This window comes from Amycolatopsis sp. PS_44_ISF1 (assembly GCF_032335455.1).
In the GTDB taxonomy this organism is placed as follows: Bacteria; Actinomycetota; Actinomycetes; order Mycobacteriales; family Pseudonocardiaceae; genus Amycolatopsis.
The window spans coordinates 2,829,905-2,850,276 of the sequence record NZ_JANUXO010000001.1; the positions used below are offsets into that span (position 1 = coordinate 2,829,905).

General features: G+C 73.8%; 21 protein-coding genes. 7 read left to right on the top strand and 14 right to left on the bottom strand.

Annotated elements, in window-relative coordinates; genetic code table 11:
- Positions 1-142: 142 nt before the first annotated feature.
- The 5 genes from NYF13_RS13000 to NYF13_RS13020 all read right to left on the bottom strand — a co-directional run bounded on the left by NYF13_RS13000 (position 143) and on the right by NYF13_RS13020 (position 5,434).
- Positions 143-544, bottom strand: a complete 402-nt coding sequence (locus tag NYF13_RS13000) for a cold shock domain-containing protein (RefSeq protein ID WP_315656570.1) — start codon at positions 542-544, stop codon at positions 143-145.
- A gap of 237 nt (positions 545-781) precedes the next feature.
- The gene (locus tag NYF13_RS13005) at positions 782-2,152 is read right to left on the bottom strand and encodes an NAD-dependent succinate-semialdehyde dehydrogenase (protein ID WP_315656571.1); all 1,371 of its coding nucleotides are present in this window, start codon (positions 2,150-2,152) and stop codon (positions 782-784) included.
- 75 nt (positions 2,153-2,227) lie between these two features.
- Complete coding sequence (locus NYF13_RS13010) at positions 2,228-2,758, bottom strand: methylated-DNA--[protein]-cysteine S-methyltransferase (protein WP_315656572.1); 531 nt, start codon at positions 2,756-2,758, stop codon at positions 2,228-2,230.
- A gap of 9 nt (positions 2,759-2,767) precedes the next feature.
- On the bottom strand, positions 2,768-4,237 hold the full coding sequence (locus NYF13_RS13015) for an AlkA N-terminal domain-containing protein (RefSeq protein ID WP_315656573.1): 1,470 nt from the start codon (positions 4,235-4,237) through the stop codon (positions 2,768-2,770).
- A gap of 102 nt (positions 4,238-4,339) precedes the next feature.
- Positions 4,340-5,434 (bottom strand): VanZ family protein, encoded by a 1,095-nt coding sequence (locus NYF13_RS13020; RefSeq protein ID WP_315656574.1) that lies wholly within the window; start codon positions 5,432-5,434, stop codon positions 4,340-4,342.
- Between the two features lie 158 nt (positions 5,435-5,592).
- Between NYF13_RS13020 and NYF13_RS13025 the strand changes: the two genes are divergently transcribed.
- Positions 5,593-6,012 carry a DUF5709 domain-containing protein gene (locus tag NYF13_RS13025; protein WP_315656575.1) on the top strand — a complete coding sequence of 140 codons (420 nt, stop codon included), beginning with the start codon at positions 5,593-5,595 and terminating at the stop codon, positions 6,010-6,012.
- 34 nt (positions 6,013-6,046) lie between these two features.
- Here NYF13_RS13025 and NYF13_RS13030 read toward each other — a convergent pair whose 3' ends face one another.
- Positions 6,047-6,970, bottom strand: a complete 924-nt coding sequence (locus tag NYF13_RS13030; protein WP_315656576.1) for a DUF3800 domain-containing protein — start codon at positions 6,968-6,970, stop codon at positions 6,047-6,049.
- 127 nt (positions 6,971-7,097) lie between these two features.
- Here NYF13_RS13030 and NYF13_RS13035 point away from each other — a divergent pair, with 127 nt between their 5' ends.
- From NYF13_RS13035 to NYF13_RS13055, 5 genes are all read left to right on the top strand, one after another.
- The gene (locus tag NYF13_RS13035) at positions 7,098-7,340 is read left to right on the top strand and encodes a hypothetical protein (RefSeq protein WP_315656577.1); all 243 of its coding nucleotides are present in this window, start codon (positions 7,098-7,100) and stop codon (positions 7,338-7,340) included.
- A gap of 1,447 nt (positions 7,341-8,787) precedes the next feature.
- On the top strand, positions 8,788-9,960 hold the full coding sequence (locus tag NYF13_RS13040) for a S1C family serine protease (protein ID WP_315656578.1): 1,173 nt from the start codon (positions 8,788-8,790) through the stop codon (positions 9,958-9,960).
- A 151-nt stretch (positions 9,961-10,111) separates the two neighbouring features.
- Positions 10,112-10,654 (top strand): sigma-70 family RNA polymerase sigma factor, encoded by a 543-nt coding sequence (locus tag NYF13_RS13045; RefSeq protein WP_315656579.1) that lies wholly within the window; start codon positions 10,112-10,114, stop codon positions 10,652-10,654.
- A complete protein-coding gene (locus tag NYF13_RS13050; RefSeq protein WP_315656581.1) occupies positions 10,654-11,349 on the top strand; it encodes a zf-HC2 domain-containing protein in 696 nt (231 codons plus the stop codon). The genes NYF13_RS13045 and NYF13_RS13050 overlap by 1 nt, the downstream gene beginning before the upstream one ends.
- Before the next feature lie 102 nt (positions 11,350-11,451).
- Positions 11,452-11,787, top strand: a complete 336-nt coding sequence (locus tag NYF13_RS13055) for a hypothetical protein (protein WP_315656583.1) — start codon at positions 11,452-11,454, stop codon at positions 11,785-11,787.
- Between the two features lie 16 nt (positions 11,788-11,803).
- Here the strand turns inward: NYF13_RS13055 and NYF13_RS13060 are convergent, their stop codons facing one another.
- The 5 genes from NYF13_RS13060 to NYF13_RS13080 all read right to left on the bottom strand — a co-directional run bounded on the left by NYF13_RS13060 (position 11,804) and on the right by NYF13_RS13080 (position 16,496).
- Entirely contained in the window at positions 11,804-12,490 is a 687-nt protein-coding gene (locus tag NYF13_RS13060) for an alpha/beta hydrolase (RefSeq protein WP_315656584.1), read from the bottom strand.
- Positions 12,491-12,502: 12 nt separating this feature from the next.
- Complete coding sequence (locus NYF13_RS13065) at positions 12,503-13,945, bottom strand: FGGY family carbohydrate kinase (protein WP_315656585.1); 1,443 nt, start codon at positions 13,943-13,945, stop codon at positions 12,503-12,505.
- An 80-nt stretch (positions 13,946-14,025) separates the two neighbouring features.
- Positions 14,026-15,555, bottom strand: a complete 1,530-nt coding sequence (locus NYF13_RS13070) for an FAD-dependent monooxygenase (RefSeq protein ID WP_315656586.1) — start codon at positions 15,553-15,555, stop codon at positions 14,026-14,028.
- Positions 15,556-15,570: 15 nt separating this feature from the next.
- On the bottom strand, positions 15,571-16,188 hold the full coding sequence (locus tag NYF13_RS13075; protein WP_315656587.1) for a TetR family transcriptional regulator: 618 nt from the start codon (positions 16,186-16,188) through the stop codon (positions 15,571-15,573).
- 131 nt (positions 16,189-16,319) lie between these two features.
- Positions 16,320-16,496, bottom strand: coding sequence for a CsbD family protein (locus NYF13_RS13080; RefSeq protein WP_315656588.1), 177 nt, complete (start codon positions 16,494-16,496; stop codon positions 16,320-16,322).
- A 280-nt stretch (positions 16,497-16,776) separates the two neighbouring features.
- Here NYF13_RS13080 and NYF13_RS13085 point away from each other — a divergent pair, with 280 nt between their 5' ends.
- Complete coding sequence (locus NYF13_RS13085; RefSeq protein WP_315656589.1) at positions 16,777-16,986, top strand: TOBE domain-containing protein; 210 nt, start codon at positions 16,777-16,779, stop codon at positions 16,984-16,986.
- 1 nt (position 16,987) lies between these two features.
- On the opposite strand, the gene NYF13_RS13090 is transcribed toward NYF13_RS13085, so the two are convergent.
- Genes NYF13_RS13090 through pdhA form a run of 3 tightly spaced genes read right to left on the bottom strand, consistent with a single transcriptional unit; the run spans position 16,988 to position 20,357 of the window.
- Positions 16,988-18,223, bottom strand: a complete 1,236-nt coding sequence (locus NYF13_RS13090) for a dihydrolipoamide acetyltransferase family protein (protein WP_315656590.1) — start codon at positions 18,221-18,223, stop codon at positions 16,988-16,990.
- Positions 18,223-19,257 (bottom strand): alpha-ketoacid dehydrogenase subunit beta, encoded by a 1,035-nt coding sequence (locus NYF13_RS13095; RefSeq protein ID WP_315656591.1) that lies wholly within the window; start codon positions 19,255-19,257, stop codon positions 18,223-18,225. The genes NYF13_RS13090 and NYF13_RS13095 overlap by 1 nt, the downstream gene beginning before the upstream one ends.
- Entirely contained in the window at positions 19,254-20,357 is a 1,104-nt protein-coding gene (pdhA, locus tag NYF13_RS13100) for a pyruvate dehydrogenase (acetyl-transferring) E1 component subunit alpha (RefSeq protein ID WP_315656592.1), read from the bottom strand. The genes NYF13_RS13095 and pdhA overlap by 4 nt, the downstream gene beginning before the upstream one ends.
- Positions 20,358-20,372 lie beyond the last annotated feature (15 nt).

A 20,372-nucleotide genomic window follows, 5' to 3' on the forward strand; every position in this document is an offset into this window, starting at 1 on the left:
GGCGGTCCGGCGGATCACCGCCCCGATCCGGGAGCCGGAACCGAGCCTCGGTCTCGGAGCGGTGAATGCCCTTTTCGGACGGAGAGCCGTGCTCACCGCCGCCGGGAGGCGGTGGTCGCCACCGATCCGGCGGCGACCGCGGTCACCCCTCGATCCAGCCGTGGGACCGCGCCAGCCCCGTCACGCACCGCCGCACGGCGAGGATCTGCTCACCCGTCAGCGAAGACGCCTTGGCCAGCAGCTGCTCGGTGACCTCCTCCAGGAACTCGTGCTCCGGCAGGACGTCGCAGAGACCGTCGTCGTGCAGGGGGCGGGAGTCCTGCTGGGACCGGGAGTCGGACCCGGCCCGGCCCGAACCGCCCTCCACCAGGCTGACCCGGGAGGCCTTCAGTCCCCGGTCGCCCTCTTCGGTGTCGAACTGGAGCTGTACGCCCGGCGCGAGCAGCCGCTTGTCGAACTGAATGTCGTTCACGTGCAGGAAGACATCGTCCCCGCCGTCGTCGGGCGAGACGAAACCGAACCCGCGATTCTCATCGAAGTGCACAACTTTACCTGTGACCACAGCACTGTCCTCATCCTCGAAAAACCCACTGGACGGATCCCCGGCACCGTCCCCGGCAGGATAGCCACGCCCGCCGCGGTCGCTGCGGGGCCCACCCTCCAACCCCCGGCCCGGGTCCGCGGCGCCGTCCACTCCCTGGGGACGGAGCCCGACCCACGGCCGGTCCCCGTCCTCGCTTCGCCGACCGGGGCCCCTCGGGTGCGGACGGCTGAACGCGGGTTACTTTCCTTGCACCCAAACGGTTTTCGGGTTCACGAACGAACGGGGGCCGAACGCGGCCAGTTCCCGGCCGTAGCCCGAGTTGCGGGTGCCGCCGAAGGGCACCTCCGGGGTGGACTCGGTGAACTTGTTGAGGTACATCATGCCGGTGTCCACCTCGGCGATGAACTTCTCCTGCTCGGCCTCGTCGGTGGTCCAGGCCGAGCCGCCGAGGCCGAAGGGGGAGTCGTTGGCCACGCGGACCGCTTCGTCGGCGCTGCCGACGCGCCAGACCAGCGCGACCGGGCCGAAGAACTCCTCGTGGTGGCCGGGGGAGCCGTCCGGGATGTCGGCGAGCACCGTCGGCGGGTAGAAACAGCCCTCGCGGTCCAGCGGCCGGCCGCCGGTGAGGAGGCGGGCGCCCGCGGCCACGGTGTCACGCACCTGCTGGTCGAGCGTCTCCACCGCGTCGGCCGAAGACATCGGGCCGAGGTCGGTGTCCTCGGCCATCGGGTCCCCGATCTTCAGCCCCTCCATCCGCTCGACCATGTGCCGCAGGAACTCGTCGGCGATGCTCTCGTGCAGCACGAACCGCTTGGCGTTCACGCAGGACTGCCCGTTGTTCAGCATCCGCGACGCCACGGCCTGCTTGGCCGCCTCCTCGACGTCGGCCGAGGGCATCACGATGAACACGTCGGCCCCGCCCAGCTCCAGCACGCTCGGCTTGATCGCCCCGCCCGCCGTCGCGGCCACCCGGCGCCCGGCCGGCTCGCTGCCGGTCAGCGTCACCGCGCGCACCCGTTCGTCCTCGACCAGGCCCTCGACCGCCGAGGACGGGATGAGCAGGGTCTGGAACGCCCCGGCGGGGAAGCCCGCGCGGCGCAGCACGTCCTCGATCTTCAGCGCGCACTGCGGGACGTTCGAGGCGTGCTTGAGCAAGCCGACGTTGCCTGCCATCAGCGCCGGCGCCGCGAACCGGAACACCTGCCAGTACGGGAAGTTCCACGGCATCACCGCGAGCACCGGACCCAGCGGCTCGTACCGGGTGAGCACCCGCGCACCCTCGACCGGCCAGTGCTCGTCGGCCAGCATCTCCTCGGCGTGGTCGGCGTACCAGCGGCAGCCCTTCGCGCTCTTGCGCACCTCGCCGACGGCGGACGCCAGCGTCTTGCCCATTTCGAGCGTGGCGAGCCGTCCCAGCTCCTCGGCTTCCTCGTCGAGCAGATCGGCGGCGCGCCGGAGCCAGTCGGCGCGCTCGGCGTACGAGGTGTGCCGGTAGCTCGCGAACGCCTCCGCCGCCTGCACCAGCTTGGCTTCGAGTTCGCTCTCGGTCAGGGCGTCGAACGAGAGCAGCCGTTCACCGGTCGCGGGGTTCACGGATTCGATGGCCACAACGCACTCCTTCATCGGCGGTTCTCGTGGGCGGGATACCCGCCCGCCCCCGGCACCGAAACCGCCGTGGTTGGCTCAGCACAGCGCCGGGCTCGGCCGTCCTGGGCCGGATTCACTGGGCGTCGGCCCGGCCGGGCCGTGACCGCGCTCGAAGTCCAGCAGGTGCCGCTTGCGGTCGAGCCCGCCGCCGTAGCCGGTGAGGCCGCCGTCGCGGCCGTCCACCCGGTGGCACGGCACGACGATGCTGACCGGGTTCCGGCCGTTGGACGGCCCGGCCGTGCGCGAGGTGGCCGGGCGGCCGATCCGCGTGGCCGGCTCGCCGTAGCTGGTCGTCTCGCCGCACGGGATGGTGGTCGACGGGCGCCGGACGGTCTGCTGCAACGGGGTCCCGCACCAGGCCGGCGGCAGGTCGAATTCGGTGAGCGAGCCCGCGAAGTACGCCTCGACCTGCGCGATCACCGCGTGGGACGGCCGTTCGTCACGCTCGCCGAAGGTATTCCACGGCGGCTGGTGCCGGTGCTCGGTCAGGTAGAGGGCGGCGACGCGGGCGACGAGGGCCAGCTCGCCCACCGGGCTGTCCACCGTCGTGGGCGCCGTGGTGGTCAAGGTCGCTCCTCATCCCGTGGGCATGCGGTTGACGGCGTGGTCGCCGGTGGCCCACAGGTACTGCACGGCGTACGCGCGCCAGGGCCGCCAGCGCTCGGCGTGCTCGATCAGGCCGGCCGGTTTCACGGGCAGCCCCAATGCCTCGGCGGCCAGCTTGATCCCCAGGTCGGTGGGGATGAACGCGTCGGGGTCGCCCAGCGCGCGCATGGCGATGGTCTCCACCGTCCAGGGCCCGAAACCGCGCAACGCGCCCAGCCGCGCCCGTGCCTGGTCCCAGTCACCGCCCCGGCTCAGGTCCACTTCTTCGGAGGTCAGCGCGTCGAGCAGGCCGAGCAGGGTGGCCCGGCGGGACTTCGGCATCGCGAGGGAGTCGGGATCGAGGCCGGCCAGTTGCTCCGGGAGCGGGAACAGGTGGGTGAGCCCGCCCTCGCGGTCCTCGATCGGGGTGCCGTGGGCCAGCACGAGCCGCGAGGCGTGGGTGCGGGCCGCGGCCGTGGACACCTGCTGGCCGAGCACGGCACGGACGGCGAACTCGTCCGGGTCGGTCGTGCGCGGCACCCGGCGGCCCGGGTTCTTCGCGACGAGGGGCGCGAACGTGGGATCGGCCGCCAGTCGTTCGTCGACGGCGACCGGATCCGCGTCGAGGTCCAGCAGCCACCGGCACCGGCTGATCGCCGCCGCGAGGTCGCGCAGGTCGGTGAGGTCCAGCCGGCAGGCCACGTGGCCCGGCGCCGGGCGCAGCGAGACGATGCCGTGGCCGTGGGGCAGCCGCAGCGTCCGGCGGTACGCGCCGTCTCGCCATTCCTCCACTCCGGGCACGGCCGTGGCCGCGAGATGCCCGAACAGGTTGTCCGGGCACAGCGGCTCGCGGAACGGCAGCCGCAGCGAAATCCCGCCCGGCGCGGCGATCTCGGTGCCTTTCGCGCGGGCCCGCAGTTCGCCGGGGGCCAAGGCGAAGACCGCGCGCAGGGTGTCGTTGAACGGGCGAAGGCCGGCGAAACCGGCCGCGTGCGCGATGTCGCCCATCGGCAGCTCGGTCGTCTCCACGAGCAGCCGCGCGGTCTCCGCGCGCTGAGCCCGGGCGAGGGCCAGCGGCCCGGCCCCCAGCTCGGCGTGCACCTGCCGCTCCACCTGCCGGACGCTGTGGCCGAGCCGCGCCGCGAGTCCGGCGACCCCCTCCCGGTCGATCACCCCGTCCGCGATCAGCCGCAGGGCCCGCGCGACGAGGTCCGTCCGCTCGTTCCACCGCGGCGAGCCGGGCGAGGCGCCGGGGCGGCACCGTTCGCACGCGCGGAAGCCCGCCGCCTGGGCCGAGGCGGCGCTCGGGTGGAAGCACAGGTTCTCGATCTCGGGCGGCACCGCCGGGCAGCTCGGCCGGCAGTAGATCCCGGTGTTCACCACGGCGGTGAAGAACCAGCCGTCGAACCGGTCATCTCTGGACCGCACCGCGTGGAGGCAGTGTTCGGTGTCTTCGTGCACGGGGACCAGTCTGCCCGTGAGGACCGACAAAACCTTGCGAAAGGACGACTGCTCGCTTCGGCGATCGTGGACGGCCGCCGGACCCGGGGCGCGACGTCCACCTCAGACGCTGGTGGTGGTCCGGGCCGGCCGGGAGTCGGTCACCGAGAGGCCGGCGACCAGCCCGGTCAACCCGCGATGAGCTCGGGTGAAGAAGACGAAGACCAGGTTCGCCGCCAGCCACCAGGCGCTCAGCGCGGAGGGGTGCCCGGTCGCCGTCGCCAGGCCGGCCAGCAGGAAGTAGCCGCCCGAGCCGACCAGGAAGCGCACCACGGACGCGAGGGCGGAGGGCTTCCCCCCGTCCTGGCCGACCACGGTCAGCAGCACCGCGCGCTGGCCGATGGTGGCGCCGTTGCCGGCCAGCGGCACCACGAGCAGCGCCACCACGGCCGGCAGCCAGCTACCCAGGGTGGCGTCGAGCAGCGGACGGCCCGGGCCGGTGAGCCGCGCCGGATCGCCGAGGTACTCCACCGCGCGCACGCAGACCAGCAGCGCGGCGCCGAGAACCGTGACGCCCACCAGGTCGAGCGCCATGCCCAGCAGCCGTCGTCCGGTACGGACCGGACGGGGCTCGTCCGCGTCCCGCCGGTCGCGCGAGGCGCGCCACAGCACCGGGGCGAGCAGCACGCCGACCGCCGCGCCGAGGGTGTTCGCCACCAGGTCACCGGTGTCGAACAGCCGGTACGGGCACGGCAGCAGGAACCAGACCCCGGTCAGCTGCGTGAGTTCGATGGACAGCGAGACGCCGAACCCGCCGACGATCGCGGCCGCCGCCCCCCAGCCCAGGAACCGCCGGGCGAACACACCCCACGGCACGAACAGCGCAACGTTGAACAGCACCTGCCGCAGCGCCGGGTTGTCCAGCAGACCGGTGTCGAACTGCCGCATGTCACTGAGGAACTGGAGGGGGTTCCACACCGGGTGCCGCAGGGAGGTGTGCGTGGCGCAGTACGCCGCGCTGAGGTCGGGGAGCGGCACCAATGTGTACGTGACGAGCGCGAAGCAGTAGACGAGGAAGGCGACGCCCGCGACCGCCCGGCCCACCCCGAACTCGCCACGCCGCCGATAGCTGATCGCGACGTAGGGCACGACGAGCACGAACGCGAGCCCGAACCCGGCGAACAGGGCCAGCAACGTCGGCCCGCCCCACTGCGTCACCGCTGCGTCCCTCCCCGACCGTCGATGCGGAGAGGGTATCCACGGCGGACGCGGGCCACCGGCCGGACGCGTACCCCGGATCGGGTGGTTCGGCCCGCCGGGTGGTGCCGGGCCGGTCTCGCAGTAGCCTGCAGGAAAAGCACCCGAGAGGAGCGGTCGTGGACGACGACATCGAGGACAACGCCGATACCGGCGTGCTGGACTCCGAGGACACCCTGCAGGACGGCGACCCCTACGACGAGGGTTACTCACCGCCGGAGCGTCCGCTGGCCGTCACCGATTGGGGGACCACGGCCAGGGAAGAGCTGGCCGGTGAGAGCTGGGAAGGCCGCCTCGCCCGGGAAGCCCCCGACACCCCGTACGACGACAGCGACGGCCTCGGCGACAGCGAGGACAGCGACGGCGAACTGCTCGACGACGAGGTCGGAGACCGGCGCGCGGGCCGCCTGGTCGCGACCGACCAGGGCTTCGGCGTCGCCGGCGACGAGGAACTGCACGCTTCCGACGTCGGCATCGACGGTGGCGCTGCCTCCGCCGAGGAAGCCGCCGTGCACGTGGTCAGCCCCCAGGACCTCTAGCCGGCACGCGCTCCGCGGTACCGGGGCGCGCGACTCACGGCCGGCCACGGCCCGGCGGCGGAGGTCCCCAAGCCGACCACACCGACGCCGGGAGCACGTACGGCCGCAGGAGCCCGGTCAGCTCGGCGTCCCCGTGCCCGTGCAGGTGATCTTCGGCGATCCGGCGGGCGGCCCCGGCCAGGAAATCCGCCACCTGCACCCGGGGATCGGTGCGGGAGTCGACGAACCGCAGTTCCGGCCCGGGCCCGAGCAGCTGGTCGAGCCGCTCGGGCGTGAGCGACGGCTGTTCGTCGTGGACGACGGCGGTGGGCCGCCAGTGCGCGACGGTGTCGACGAGGGCGGGCATCAGCGGGTCCAGCGGCGGCACGAGCCGGGGATCGGCCAGCAGCCGCGCCCGCAGCTCCTCGACGTGCGCCCGAGCCCCGGCGAACTGCCCGGCCCGAGCGAAGAACTCCGCGGGCGACGTCCCGTCGCGGCGGGGCGAGGTGCGCAGCAGATCGGTGAACGAGCGGAGGAATTCCGTCCAGCCGGTCACTCCGTGGATGCGGGTCCCGGCCCGGTGCAGCGCGAGGGCTCGCGCGTCCGGGCGCCGGCTGAGGCATCCGGGGTAGGGAACCTGGTCCACGAGCAGGTCGACGACCTTGCCCGCGGCGAACAGCGCCTTGTCGGCCACCAGCACACCGGCGGCCCCCAGCAACGGCCCGGAGGGGCCCAGCAACCAGGCCAGCGTCGTCCGGTGCTTGCTCCTGAGCAGGTGATTCGCCTTGTACTCCAACGCGGGCGAGCGGATCCGTTCACGCAGTTCGCCGACGCACCCGGCGGCCTCGGCCACGGTGAGCCGCACACCGGCGTGGGCGAACACGTCCGTGTTCGCCCCGATGAGGTTCTCCCCTTCGGAACCGGACTCGTCGCACGCGATCTCCACGACGTCCCCGGCGAAACCGCGCCTGGGCCGCACGCAGCCGGATCCTGCCAGACCGGACCGGCCGTGGCGACCCCGTTTCGCGGACCACCCCTGAACCGGCGCTCCCGGATGGGCTCGAGCCCCGCCCCAGCGCACCATGGCGGGGACGAAGGGAGTCGTCATGGCGCTGTCGGAGGAAGAAGCCCGAGCCCTGGACGACGTGCGCCGGGGCCTGGTGTCAGTCCACAATGGATACCGCGGGGCGACCGAGTGCTACCTCTGGTCCGCGGGCGGCCGGGTTCCGCTGTGGGAGTGCCAGGCCCTGGACCGCCTGCTGCGCCGCGGCCTGGCCGCGATATCCGCGCACCGCGGCGCCGCGGACACCCCGCTGGTGCTGACCGACTTGGGCCCACCGGCCGCCTGAGCCAAGCGGCTCGCCCCGCCACCGGTGCGACCGGTCCTTTGTGCACAGTGGGCGTCAAGCCGCTGAGCGTTACCGGTGCCGTCTTGCTTGCGCCGTGTCGTGACGCGGCCCTTGCCCGGGCTGCCGGATGGGGGCGACCGGCTGTCCGGAGGGCGGTCGAACACCATTCCCCCCGTCGGTCGGCGGCTCGCGGCGAAGACCCGAGCCCCCGGGCGCCGGCCTGTCTCCGACTGGCCAAAAGGGCAGGTCACCCCGAACCGGACCCCCGGCGACCGGCGGACGGCAGTACTCTCCCCGATCGGGCCGTCCGAACCCCACCGGCCCGGACCCGCGCAGGTGAGGGATCGATGCGACCGGCAGGTGAAGACCCACGATGAGTGAACAGCCGAACACTCCACTCGGCGCACCCTGGGCCCAGCAACCACCCCGGCCCCCGGCTCCGCCCCCGGCCTCCACCCCCGGATCGGCCCCCCACCCCGGCGCGCCCTCGCCCCAGCCCCCGGCGGGCTCGAACCCGAACCCGCAGTCCGGCGGACCGTGGTCGCAGCAGTCGTCGCCGGGGCCAGGCTCGCCGTCGCAGCCGGGTGGGTCGTGGTCGCGGCAGTCGGGGCCGGGTTCGCACTCGCAGCCGGGTGCGCCTGGGCCGCGGCCGCCGGTGGTGTCGCCGTCGGGATTCGCGCCGGGCTTCAATCCGCAGTCCGGTGGACCGTGGTCGCAGCAATCGCCGACAGGGTCACAGCCGCAGTCGCCGGTGGTGTCGCCGTCGGGATTTGCGCCGGGCTCGAATCCGCAGTCCGGTGGCCCGTGGTCGCAGCAGCAGCCGCCGACAGGGCCGGGTTCGCAGCCGCTGTCGCCGGTGGTGTCGCCGTCGGGATTTGCGCCGGGCTCGAATCCGCAGTCCGGTGGATCGTGGTCGCAGCAGCAGCAGCAGTCGCCGACAGAGTCGGGTTCACAGCCGCTGTCGCCGGTGGTGTCGCTGTCGGGATTTGCGCCGGGCTTGAATCCGCAGTCCGGTGGATGGTGGTCGCAGCAGCAGTCGGGGTCGGGTTCGCCCTTGCCGTCCGGTGGGTCGCAGCAGCCGCCGCTGGGGGCGGATTCGCGGGCTGGTGTGACCTGGTCGCAGCAGCCCGCCGCGCCGTCGGGGTCGGGGTCGGAGCCGAGCTCCCCGCCCGGTGCGCCGGGGTTGCGGGATTCGGCGGTGCCGTCTTCGGGGGCCGCGGCGGGGGTGGAGCGGAGTTCGCCGGTCGGTGGGGCATCGGAGCAGTCGCCGGTCTTTCCACCGGGGGACGGAGTTGGGCCGGAGCCGGACTCGCGGCCGGACGCCGCCGCGGTACCGCCGTCGCCGCACCCCGTGGCGCCGCCGCCGGAGCCGTCTTCCCAGTCTCCGGAGCCGCCGACCGAATTACCGGCGTCACCGGCTGAGCCGGTGCGTGGGGGCGGGCCGGAGGTGGACGGGCCGCTCGGGGCGCCGTGGGCGCGGCATTCCCGGCCGGTCGCCGTGGCGGCGCCACTCCCGGCCGCGCCGGGGGCGGGCGAGGCCGCGCCCAGGCGCCGGCGGTGGCACGGGCTCGGGATCGCGGCGGTGGTCGTTCTGCTCGCCGTGCTCGCGGGGGTCGCCGTGGAGCACTACCGGTCGCCGGCGGCGCCACCGCCCGCGCCGGCGTCGGCCGGGCCGGCGGGGATCGACGTGGCGGCGGTGGCGGCGAAGGTCGGTCCGTCGCTGGTCAACATCGAGGTGAAGCTGGGGCTCGACGGCGGGGGTGCGGCGGGGACCGGGATCGTGCTCAGCGCCGACGGGCTGGTCCTGACCAACAACCACGTGGTCGAGGGGGCGGTCGAGGTGCGGGCGGTCGACGCCGGCCGCGGGCGGCCCTACCCCGCTGCGGTGCTGGGGTACGACCGGAGCCACGACATCGCCGTGCTCAAGCTCGACGGGGCGTCCGGGATGACCCCGGCGCAGCTCGGCGACTCGGCGAAAGTCCTGGTCGGGGCCGGGGTGGTGGGACTCGGCAACGCGGGCGGGCTGGGCGGGAAGCCGGTCGTTTCGCCGGGGCGGGTGACCGCGCTGGGCCAGTCGATCACCGCGTCCGACGAGACCACCGGCGCCACCGAGACGCTGACCGGCCTGATCCAGGTCGACGCCGACATCCGGTCCGGCGACTCCGGCGGCTCGCTGGCCGATTCGCAGGGCCGGGTGATCGGCGTGGACACCGCTTCCGGGGCGGGCTACCAGTTCGACGAGGGGCAGCGGCCGCACGAGGGGTACGCCATCCCGATCAACCAGGCCGCGGCCATCGCGGCGGAGATCGTGGCCGGGAGAGCCTCGTCGACCGTCCACATCGGACCCAGTGCGTTCCTCGGCCTGACCGTGGTCGACGGGGGCAACGGCTCGGGCGCGCTGATCAAGTCGCTGGTCGCCGGCGGGCCCGCCGCCAAGATCGGCTTGAAGCCGGACCTGCTGGTCGTCGCCATCGACGGGCAGCCGGTGGGGTCCGCGACCGCGCTGATCACCATCATGGACACCCACCACCCCGGTGACCAGCTCAAGGTCACCGTCGCGGGAGGGGGCGGGCGGCAGGCCACCGCCACGGTGGTGCCGGACCGCGGACCGGTCGGCTGACCCCGGCGAGACCCGCGCCGCCCGGATCGCCCGGCCCCGGCGCGCGGACCGGGGCGGCCGGGTGAGCCCGGCGGGCCCAGCCGCTCACGCGGTCTTATGGTTCCGCGCACTACGGTGAGGGGAACTTCGCCGGTTCGGGAGGGTGGTCCGGATGGCCGGGTTGAGATCCCGTCACCGCCGGGAGGTGGCGGACGAGGCGCTCGTCCGCTCGCTGTTCGACGAGCACGGCAAGGCCATGCTCGCCTACGCGAACCGGCTGCTCGGCGACCGGGGCGCGGCCGAGGACGTCGTGCAGGAGGCGCTGGTGCGGGCCTGGCGCAATCCGGACAGCCTGGTCAACGGCAAGGGATCGGTGCGCGGCTGGCTGCTGACCGTCGTGCGCAACCTGGTGATCGACCAGGTCCGGGCCCGCGACGCACGGCCCGCCGAGGTCGCCGAGTCGCCGTCCACCGTCGCGGTCGAGCGGGACCACTCCGACCAGGTGGTGGACTCGATGGTGGTGCTCTCCGCCCTGGACGGGCTGTCGTCGGAGCACCGTGAAGTGATCGAGCAGATGTACCTGCACGGCCGGACCGTGAGCGAAGCCGCCGAAACCCTGGGTATCCCACCGGGGACGGTGAAGTCCCGCTCGTACTACGGCCTGCGCGCGCTGCGCGAGCTGTTCCGGAACCAGCGGGCGGAGGGGGTGGCCTGATGGGCGTCAGCGACGAGCACGAGGACCTGTCCGGTTACGTCGCCGGCGAGCTGTCCGCGGGCGGGGCCCAGGTCGTCGAAGCGCACCTGAAGACCTGTGCGGACTGCCGCACCGAGGTCGAGTCGCTGCAGGAGATGCGCGAATTCCTCGGCACGCTGCCGCCCGAGGCCCTGCTGGACGGCCCGCCCGAGCGCGGTGACCTGCTGCTGCAACGCACGCTGCGCCAGGTCCGCTCGGAGGCGCGCACCGCGGCCGGGCGCGGGCGGTTCGCCGCCATCGGGGCCGCGGTGGTGATCGCCGCCGTCGCGCTGGGGGCCGGGGTGCTGCTCGGCCGGGCGGGTACGGGCGGGCCTTCGGATGCGGGGCCGCCGCCCGCGACGTCGAGCCCGGTGCCGGGCACGAAAACCGTCACCGGTACGGGCACCGGGACCCGGTTGACGGCCCGCATCGTGCCCGCCGTGGGCTGGGTGCGGGTCGAGGCGGACGTGACCGGCATCCCGGCCGGTCAGAAGTGCCGGCTCGTGGTGGTCGGCCGGGACGGCGATCGCGAGGTGGCCGGTGGCTGGCTGGTGTCGGAGCAGTCCTCCCGAGAAGGCGCCAAGCTCTACGGTTCCGCGCCGCTCGACCCGGCCGACGTCGCTTCGGTGGTGGTCGAGAACACCGACGGCCACGAGTTCGTCCAGGCGGACGCCTGAGCCGGGCGGCTGATCAGCGCGGACACCACGGGCCGAAAGTACGAGCGGCCCCGGCCGTCCGGGCGAGGTGCCGGGCCCGCCGCCGGGGCAAGACTGCGAGGCATGAGGAAGATCGTCCTGCTGGGCCTGGCCGGGCTGGGGCTCGCGGCCTGCGCGCCGTCGCCCTCGGTCACCGCCGAGTTCCGGGTGGAGGGTCAGGGCACCGCGCGGCTGGAATACCGGTACCCGGGCTCGAAGCTGCCGGAGGTGGTGACCACGCAGCTACCGGTGATCATCGACCGCAGCCCCGAAGGCGGGGGTCCGCTGACCCTGAGCGTGCGGCCCGCGTCCGGGATCGTCACCTGCCGGATCGTGGTGGACAAGCAGGAGGTGGCGAAGCAGACCGGCGGAAACGTCGACTGCCGGGCCGAACTGCCCGGCGCCGCGCCGGACTCGTGAGCGCCGGTGGCCGGGGCTAACCGGCCAGCCAGGTGCGCACGTGCGGCCAGGCCACGCCCTCGGGGTCGGTGATCCGGAAGTGGTCGAGCCCCGGCAGCTCGAGGTAATCGATGGGGTCCCCGGCGGACCGCGCGGCGGCGACGTACGCGCGGCTGTGCGACACGGGGACGCGGACGTCGGCGTCACCGTGGACGATCAGCTGCGGCAGGCCCAGGGGCAGGCCGGTCAGCGGGGACGCGGCGGGGTCGGGGGCGGTGAGGAAGAGGTCGGTGGCCTTCTCGCCCAGGCCTTCGGCCGAACTGCGGGGCAGGTCGGTGAGCGGAGCGAGGCCGACGGCCGCGGACAGTCCCGCCCGGGCGGCGGACAGGAGGGCCAGGTGACCGCCCGCGGAATGGCCGATCGCCACCTCGGGACCGGCACCGGCATCGCCACCGTCCGCGCGGACGGTGGCGATCGCGGCGAGGACGTCGTCGAGGGTTCGGGGCCAGCCGCCGCCGTCGCCTTCGGTGCGGCGGTATTCGATGTTCACCGCGAGCCAGCCGGCGGCGGCGAGTTCGGCGCACAGGGGGTCGAGCTGGTGCAGGCCGTGGCGGGCGCGCCAGAAACCGCCGTGCAGCAGGAAAGCCGTGCCGCGCACCGGTGCGGCGCCGTGCACCTCGACGAACTGGCTCGGCTCGTCGCCGTAGCGGAGGGTCCTCGTCATGCGGCCATTACATCAGCCGGCGCGGAACGCGGCGAGGTGCGCGTGAGCCTCCACCAAACCGTCGTACGAAGCGCGATAAGCGTTGTACAACGGCGTCAGGTCCGTAGCCGGTTCGAAGACGCGCTCGACGGCGACGGTCTCGGCGGCCGCCGTCTCCACGTCGGGGAACAGGCCCGCGCCGACCGCGCCCAGCAGGGCCGCGCCGAGCGCGCCGCTGTCGCACACGCGAAGCCGTTCGATCGGGCGGCTGATCACGTCGGCGTGCAACTGGGTCCACAGGTCGCTTCGCGCGCCGCCGCCGGAGAAGGTCAGGGACGGCAGGGGCGCGCCGCATGCCTCGTCCACCGATTCCAGCACGTGCCGGGCCGAGCAGGCCACGCCGGTCAGCACCGCGAGCGAGAGGTCCGCGCGGCTGGTGCCCGACCCGAGCCCGAGGAAGCTGCTCCGCACCTCGGCATCCCACAGCGGCGCCCGTTCGCCCTGCAGGTACGGCGTGAAGACCACCCCCGGCGAGCCGCCGGCGGCCGACGCGAACACGCCTTCGGTGCTCTGGCCGGACACGCGGCCCCACCACCGCACCGCGTCGCCGGCGGCCTGCGTCGGCCCGGCGTGGACGAAAAGCCCGTCGCGCGGCGGGAACCGCACCAGCCCGCGCACGGCCCTCCCGCGCCGTGACGCGCCGGCCACCACCAGCGAGGTGCCGCACGAGATCAGCCCCCGGCCCGGTTCCGTGGTGCGGGTGCCGAACACCGAGCCGAACGCGTCCATGGTCCCGACCACCACGGGCGCGCCGCCCAGCTCCGGGGCGGAGCCCAGCGGGGCCTCGGGTTCGAGGAGTTCCGGCAGCCGTTCGGCCAGTCCGTCGACCAGCGCGACGGCCTCGGGCAGGTAACCCTCGGCACCGGCGATCCGGACGCCGGAGAGCTTGTCCGCGGCGACGCGCCCGGTCAGCCGGGCGCCGATGAAGTCCTTGGGGCTCAACAACCAGCGCGCCCGGGCCCACAGCTGCGGCCTTTCCCGCGCGAACCACGCGGCGCGCGCCCCGGCGAAGGACGCGTCCAGCACTACCGGCCCGCCCCAGATGCGGGTCTTTTCTTCGGCGGTGAACCGGGCGTCGAGCTCCCGCGCGAGGCCGGCGCACCGCTGGTCCTGCCAGATCACGGCCGGGGTGAGCGGGTTCAGCCCGGCGTCGGCGAGCAGGTGGGTGTTGACCTGGCTGACGATGCCCGCCGCGCGGACCGAGCCGGTCGGGAGTCCGGAAAGGACGGTCCGCAACGCCCTCACGCAGGCGCGCCACCAGTCCTCCGGATCCTGCTCGGCCCAGCCCGGCCGGGGCCGGCTGATCGGGTACGCCACCGAGTGCGCGCCGGCCGGGCGCCCGCCGGAGGTGAACGCCGCCACCTTGACCGCGGTCGTGCCGACATCGATGCCCAGCACGATCTCGCTGTTTTCCATACCCCCACCTCCGCCGGGCCGACGACCACCGCCCGGCTCGGCGAACCGGTGTCCACAGTGGATGAAGACGAGCCTGGCCGTCACGCGGTGGCGCCGGCCTCCGGGCCGAACCAGCGAGCGAGGGCTTCGCGGAGGGCGTCGGGGTCCGGCTTCTCGTCCGACGAGGCCCAGGCGACGTAGCCGTCGGGCCGGATCAGCACCGCCGTCGGAGCCTCGCCCGAGGCGGTGGTGGTGATGGTGTCGACGCGGTCCCGCCACGGGGCGGCCACGGCCGCCGTCGCCGCGTCCGCAGTGAGGTCGAGCAGGATCGGGCGGGCCGCGTGGGCCGCCTCGGTCAGCCGGTCCTGTTCGTCGAGCTGCAGGTCCGGGGCCCAGCGGCCGGTGAGCGGGTGGGGGTCTTCGCCGTAGCGGACGTCCGAGCCCGCCATCAGCGCGGCCAGGTGCGCCACCACGTCCGGGTGCCCCAGCAGCTCCCCGAACAGCTCCCGCAGCGCGGTGACCTCGGGCCCGGGTGCGGTCAGCACGCCCTGGGCCTCGGTGTGCATCACGACGCGGCGGCTGACCGGGCGACGCTCGGCCTCGTAGCTGTCCAGCAGCCCGGGCGGGGCCCAGCCGTGCACTTCGGCCGCGAGCTTCCAGGCCAGGTTGGCGACGTCCTGGAGCCCGAGGTTCAGCCCCGGCCCGCCGATCGCCGAGTGCACGTGGGCGGCGTCGCCGACCAGCAGCACCCGGCCGCGGCGGAAGGTCTCGGCCAGCCGGGTGTTGCCGCTGATCACGCGGCGCAGCTGGTGCGGGCCCGGTCCGGTCGGGGGGCTGATCGGCAGGTCGGTGCCGAGCACCCGGCGGATGCTTTCGCGCACCTCCTCCAGCGTGACCGGGACCTCGTCGCCCGGGGCGGGCCGGTCGCGCTCGCTGGTCATCACCCCCGGGTTGGCCGGGTCGAACGGGGCGAACGCGAACAGCCCGGTCTCGGTGCGGAAGTGGGCGAACGGCCGGATGACCCCCACCCCTTCGAGCCGCAGCCCGCCGGTCTCCGGGTCGCGCACGGAGTCCGGGAGGCTGACCGACGCGGTGCGGGACACCTGGTTTTCGTGGGTGACCCCGGGAAAACCGATCCCGGCGAGCTTGCGGACCGTGCTGCGCCCGCCGTCCGCGCCGGCCACGAACCGGGCCTGCAGCCGGTACGGGCCACCGGGGCCCCGGACGTCGATCTCACCGGTTTCCGGGTCGAGGCCGGTGACCTCGTGCCCGCGGCGGATCTCCACCCCGAGCTCCAGCGCCCGCTCCTCCAGCGCGCGTTCGAGCTCCCGCTGCGGCAGCGGCAGGATGTACAGCGGGTTGTCCGGCACCTCGGCGAGGTCCAGCGGGAACGCGCCGAAGACGTACCGGGGGGCCGGGGCCGGGGCCTCGCTAACGGAGAGGCGCTCGTACAGGCCGCGTCGGTGCAGCAGCCGGACCACCTGGCCGACCAGGCCGTTCGCGCGGAAATCGCCGGAGCGCTCGGTCAGCCGCTCCAGCACGACCGGCCGGGCCCCGGCCAGGCTGAGCTCACACGCGAGCATCAGCCCGGTGGGCCCACCGCCCGCGATGACGACGTCGATGGTGGACATGGTCCCCCCTGGGGTTCAAGGATGGGCGAGGCCGCCGGCGACGGCGGCGAATGCTTCACGCAGCAAGGTGCTGAACAGGCCCGGCGGGTCCGCGCGGACCCATTGCTGCATCGTCGCGCGGATGGCCCCACCGGCCGCGATGGCGACCAGCACGGGGTAGAGGTCGGTGCTGGAATCGGTACCGGTGCGCTCGGCGACGGCCTCCGCCAGCGCTGCCTCGGTGGCGGCGTAAGCCTTGAGGAAGGCCCCTTGCAGGGCGGGCTCGGCCAGCATCAGCCGGGTCCCTTCGATCCACTGTGGATCCGGAACCCACTCCGGCGCGCCGTTGAGATCTTCGGCGAAACGGGTGAGCGCGGCTTTCGTGATGGCGGTCCAGAGCGGCTCGTCGGCGGGGCGGGCGCGCAGCTTCTCCGCGATGCCGAGGACCCGGTCGTGGTGGCGGGCGACGATGGCCTCGGCCTTGCCGGGGAAGTAGTTGTTCACCGTCCGGGGCGACACGCCGGCCTCGGCCGCGATGTCTTCGATGGTGACCTGGCGCAGCCCTCGCCGCACGGTCAGCTGGACCGCGGCCCAGCTGATCTGGGAGCGGGTTTCCTGACGGCGGCGGTCACGCAGGCTCGGACGGTCGGGCATGGGACCCAAGGTAGCTCAAACTTGCGTATCACGCAAAGAGTGCGCATCACGCAATCATCGAGAGGGGACAAAACGGAGAAGCCCCGAGACCCAGCCGGGTCTCGGGGCTTCTGCGTAGAAATGGGGGCAGATCAGTCGGTGACGCCCTTGATGGCGTCCTTGACCTTCTCGCCGGCCTGCTTGAGGTTGCTCTTGCCCTGCTCGGCCTTGCCCTCGGCCTGCCACTGCTCGTTGTCGGTGGCCTTGCCGACGGCCTCCTTGGCGCGGCCCTTGAGCTCTTCGGCCTTGTTTTCCATCTTGTCGCTCATCGGCGGATCCCTCCTGCGGTCTGTGCTTCTGGTCTACCCGGGTCCGTGGGAGCCGAAACTTCTTCTTGCCGTGGTGTCCGACCCGGGGCCCGGCCGGGGCGGCGCACGTCACAGCGTTCGCGGCTGCCGGTCGCCTCCGTCACCGGTCCCGCAGGTGCGGTGCCACGAGCGTGACTATCGACGCAGCCTCCGGTCCGTGAGCACCGCGTGGCCGACGCGCCGGGCGGAAAGCGCCTACGGTTGCGGCGTTCTCGCCCACCCAGACCCCGGGACTGTCCACATGCGCCTCTCCACCCGCAACCAGCTCACCGGCACCGTCTCGGCGGTCAAGCCCGGCTCGGTGATGACCGTCGTGACCGTGCGGCTCGACGGCGGCCAGTCCGTCACCGCCTCGATCACCAAGGACGCCGCCGAGGAGCTCGAGCTCGAAGTCGGCAAACCGGTCACCGCGCTGGTCAAGTCGACCGAGGTCATGCTCGGCGTCGAGTGAGTCATACGGCCCGCAGCAGGCTCAGCGGTGATTCGACGCAGTCGGCCACGAACCGCAGGAAACCGCCCGCCGTGCCGCCGTCGCAGGCCCGGTGGTCGAAGGCCAGCGTCAGCTCGGTGATCTTGCGCGCCACCACCTGGCCCTCGACGATCCACGGGCGGTCGATGATCCGCCCGATGCCCAGGATCGCCACCTCGGGGTGGTTGATGATGGCCGCGGAGCCGTCGACCCCGAAGACGCCGTAGTTGTTGACGGTGAACGTGCCGCCGGTCAGCTCGGCCGGCGCCAGGGTGCCCGCCCGCGCCCGCTCGGTCCGCTCGGCCAGCGCCGCGGACAGCTCCTCGACGCTCAGCCGGTGCGCGTCCGGCACCACCGGCACGACCAGCCCGCGGTCGGTCTGCGCGGCGAACCCCAGCCGGACCGCCGAGGGGACGACGATCTCGGCCCCCTCGATCCGCGAATTCAGCTCCGGGAAACGGCGCAGGCCGGCCAGGGCGAAGCGGGACAACAGGGCGAGCAGGCTGACCTTCGGCGCGGCCGGGTCGGCGTTCAGCGCCGCGCGCAGCTCCAGCAGCGGGGTCGCGTCGACATCGACCCACACCGTCGCTTCGGGGATCTCCCGCCGCGACCGGGCGAGCTTGTCGGCGACGGTCTTGCGGATGCCGCGCAACGGGATCCGGTACTCGTCGGCGGCCGGGCCGGGATTCGCGGCGGGGTCCGGGGTGACGGCCGCGCGTTCGACGTCGGACCGGCTGATCAGCCCACCGGTGCCGGAACCGGTGAGCGCGCGGAGGTCCACCCCGCTCTCCCTGGCCAGCCGCCGGACCAGCGGCGACACCACGCGGATGCGGTCCTGGGCGGATTCCGGCACCGCGGACACCGCGGGCCGCGCCGAGCCGCGCGGACGCCGAACCCGCCGGGCCTGCGCGGTGCCGGTGCCGTAGCCGATCAGCACGTTGCCGCTGGCCGGGGCCGGGGTCACGACTCCGGGCTCGGCGAAACCGGTTTCCTCCACGGTGATCAGCGGGGTGCCGACCGCGAGGGTCTCACCCGCCGTGCCGTGCAGCGTCGCCACGCGCCCGGCGAACGGCACCGGGACCTCGACGCTCGCCTTGGCCGTCTCGACCTCCACCACCGTCTGGTCCACGGTCACGGTGTCGCCCACCGCCACGTGCCACGCGACGATCTCGGCTTCGGTCAGCCCCTCACCGAGATCCGGCAGCTTGAACACGGCCATCAGGCACCCCCACCGGTCGCCGGGGCGCTGTCGGCCCACTGCAGCCGCTCGATCGCGTCCAGGATCCGGTCGACCCCCGGCAGGTGGTGCTGCTCCAGGTTCGGGGGCGGATAAGGGATGTCGAAACCCGCGACGCGCAGCACCGGCGCCTCCAGGTAGTGGAAGCAGGACTCCGACAGCTGGGCCGCGACCTCCGCGCCGTAACCGCAGAACCGGCTCGCCTCGTGCACCACCACCGCGCGCCCGGTGCGGCGCACGGAAGCGGCGACGGTGTCGAGGTCGAACGGCGAGAGGCTGCGCAGGTCGATCACTTCGGCGCTGTAACCCTCCTCCTGCGCGGCCTCGGCGGCTTCCAGCGTGGTGGCCAGGGCGCCGCCGTAGGAGATCAGCGTGAGGTCGGTGCCGGGACGGCGCACGACGGCACGGTCCAGGTCCGAGCCGCGGTGGTCCAGCCGCGCGGTCTCCCTCTCCCAGTACCGGCGCTTCGGCTCCAGGAAGATCACCGGGTCCGGGCTGTCGATCGCCTGGCGCAGCAACGCGTACGCGTCGGCGGGCGAGGACGGCGTGACGACGCGCAGGCCGGCCGTGTGGGTGTAGTAGACCTCGGAGGAGTCGCAGTGGTGCTCGACCCCGCCGATGCCGCCGCCGTAGGGGATCCGGATCACCATGGGCAGCTCGACCCGGCCGCGCGTGCGGTTGCGCAGCTTCGCGAGGTGGCTGGTGATCTGCTCGAACGCGGGGTAGGCGAAGGCGTCGAACTGCATCTCGACCACCGGGCGCAGCCCGTTCATCGCCATGCCGACGGCGGTGCCGACGATGCCGGCCTCGGCCAGCGGGGTGTCGAACACGCGGGCCTCGCCGAAGCGCGCGGCCAGCCCGTCGGTGACCCGGAAGACCCCGCCGAGCGTGCCGACGTCTTCCCCGAAGACGAGCACCCGCCCGTCTTCGGCCAGCGCGTCGGCCAGCGCGCGGTTCAGCGCCCCGGCCATGGTCAGGGTGCCCGGAGCGGACGTCGGTTCGGCGAGTGCGGTCATGCCTGGTTCCCGGGGGTGAGTTCGGCGGTCAGCTCGGCGGCCTGCCGGCGCAGGGCGGCGGTCGGCTGGGCGTAGACGTGGCGAAACAGCTCCGCCGGGTCCAGCTCGGGGTCGGTGTTCATCCGCTCGCGCAGGGTGGCGGCCTCGGCTTCGGCGCGGGCATCGATTTCCTGCCGCCGCGCGTCGTCGAGCAGGCCGCGGTCGGTCAGGTACCGGTCGAGCCGCGCGATCGGGTCGCGGGCCAGCCACTGCTCGACCTCGGCGCGGTCGCGGTAGCGCGAAGCGTCGTCGGCGTTGGTGTGCGGCTCCACCCGGTAGGTGAGGGCTTCGATCAGGGTCGGGCCCTCACCCGCGGCGGCGCGGGCCAGTGCCCGCTCGACCACGGCGTGCACGGCGGCGGCGTCGTTGCCGTCCACCAGCACCGACGGCATCCCGTAGCCGATTCCCTTGTGCGCCAGGGAGGGCGCGGCGGTCTGCTTGGCCAGCGGGACGCTGATGGCGTAACCGTTGTTCTGCACCAGGAAGACCACCGGCGCCTGCCAGACCGCCGCGAAGTTCAGCGCCTCGTGGGTGTCGCCCTCGCTGGTGGCGCCGTCACCGAGCAGGACGAGCGACACCGAGTCCTCCCCCTTCATCCGCGCGGCGTGCGCGAAGCCGACGGCGTGCAGGGTGTTCGTGGCCAGCGGGGTGCACTGCGGCGCGACGTTCGCGCGGTAGGGGTCGTAGCCGCAGTGCCAGTCGCCCCGCAGCAGCGTGAGCACCTCGACCGGGTCGACGCCGCGGGCGACCACGGCCATCGAGTCGCGGTAGGTGGGGAACAGCCAGTCCTGCGGGCGCAGCGCCAGGATCCCGCCGATCTCGGCGGCCTCCTGCCCGCGCGCGGACGGGTAGACGGCGAGCCGGCCCTGCTTGGTCAGCGCCGTGGCCTGGGTGTCGAAGCGGCGGCCCGCGACCATGCCCTGGTACAGCCGCAGCAGCACTTCACCGTCCGGCAGCTGAAGCCCGGGATCGGGCACCGGGCGGCCGTCGGCGGCGATGAGCCCGAGCGGCTCGGCGCTGGGCAGCAGGTGCGAGGCGTCGGCCCGTTCCGTGGTGGTCACCGGCAGCTCCGATCC

What these genes read in the sequence shown, in the direction of transcription:
- NYF13_RS13075 (WP_315656587.1), bottom strand. Translation starts at nt 16,188, where the DNA reads ATGCCCGACCGTCCGAGCCTGCGTGACCGCCGCCGTCAGGAAACCCGC.
- NYF13_RS13090 (WP_315656590.1), bottom strand. Translation starts at nt 18,223, where the DNA reads ATGGCCGTGTTCAAGCTGCCGGATCTCGGTGAGGGGCTGACCGAAGCC.
- NYF13_RS13055 (WP_315656583.1), top strand. Translation starts at nt 11,452, where the DNA reads ATGAGGAAGATCGTCCTGCTGGGCCTGGCCGGGCTGGGGCTCGCGGCC.
- NYF13_RS13080 (WP_315656588.1), bottom strand. Translation starts at nt 16,496, where the DNA reads ATGAGCGACAAGATGGAAAACAAGGCCGAAGAGCTCAAGGGCCGCGCC.
- NYF13_RS13060 (WP_315656584.1), bottom strand. Translation starts at nt 12,490, where the DNA reads ATGACGAGGACCCTCCGCTACGGCGACGAGCCGAGCCAGTTCGTCGAG.
- NYF13_RS13085 (WP_315656589.1), top strand. Translation starts at nt 16,777, where the DNA reads ATGCGCCTCTCCACCCGCAACCAGCTCACCGGCACCGTCTCGGCGGTC.
- NYF13_RS13065 (WP_315656585.1), bottom strand. Translation starts at nt 13,945, where the DNA reads ATGGAAAACAGCGAGATCGTGCTGGGCATCGATGTCGGCACGACCGCG.
- NYF13_RS13095 (WP_315656591.1), bottom strand. Translation starts at nt 19,257, where the DNA reads ATGACCGCACTCGCCGAACCGACGTCCGCTCCGGGCACCCTGACCATG.
- NYF13_RS13050 (WP_315656581.1), top strand. Translation starts at nt 10,654, where the DNA reads ATGGGCGTCAGCGACGAGCACGAGGACCTGTCCGGTTACGTCGCCGGC.
- NYF13_RS13035 (WP_315656577.1), top strand. Translation starts at nt 7,098, where the DNA reads ATGGCGCTGTCGGAGGAAGAAGCCCGAGCCCTGGACGACGTGCGCCGG.
- NYF13_RS13070 (WP_315656586.1), bottom strand. Translation starts at nt 15,555, where the DNA reads ATGTCCACCATCGACGTCGTCATCGCGGGCGGTGGGCCCACCGGGCTG.
- NYF13_RS13045 (WP_315656579.1), top strand. Translation starts at nt 10,112, where the DNA reads ATGGCCGGGTTGAGATCCCGTCACCGCCGGGAGGTGGCGGACGAGGCG.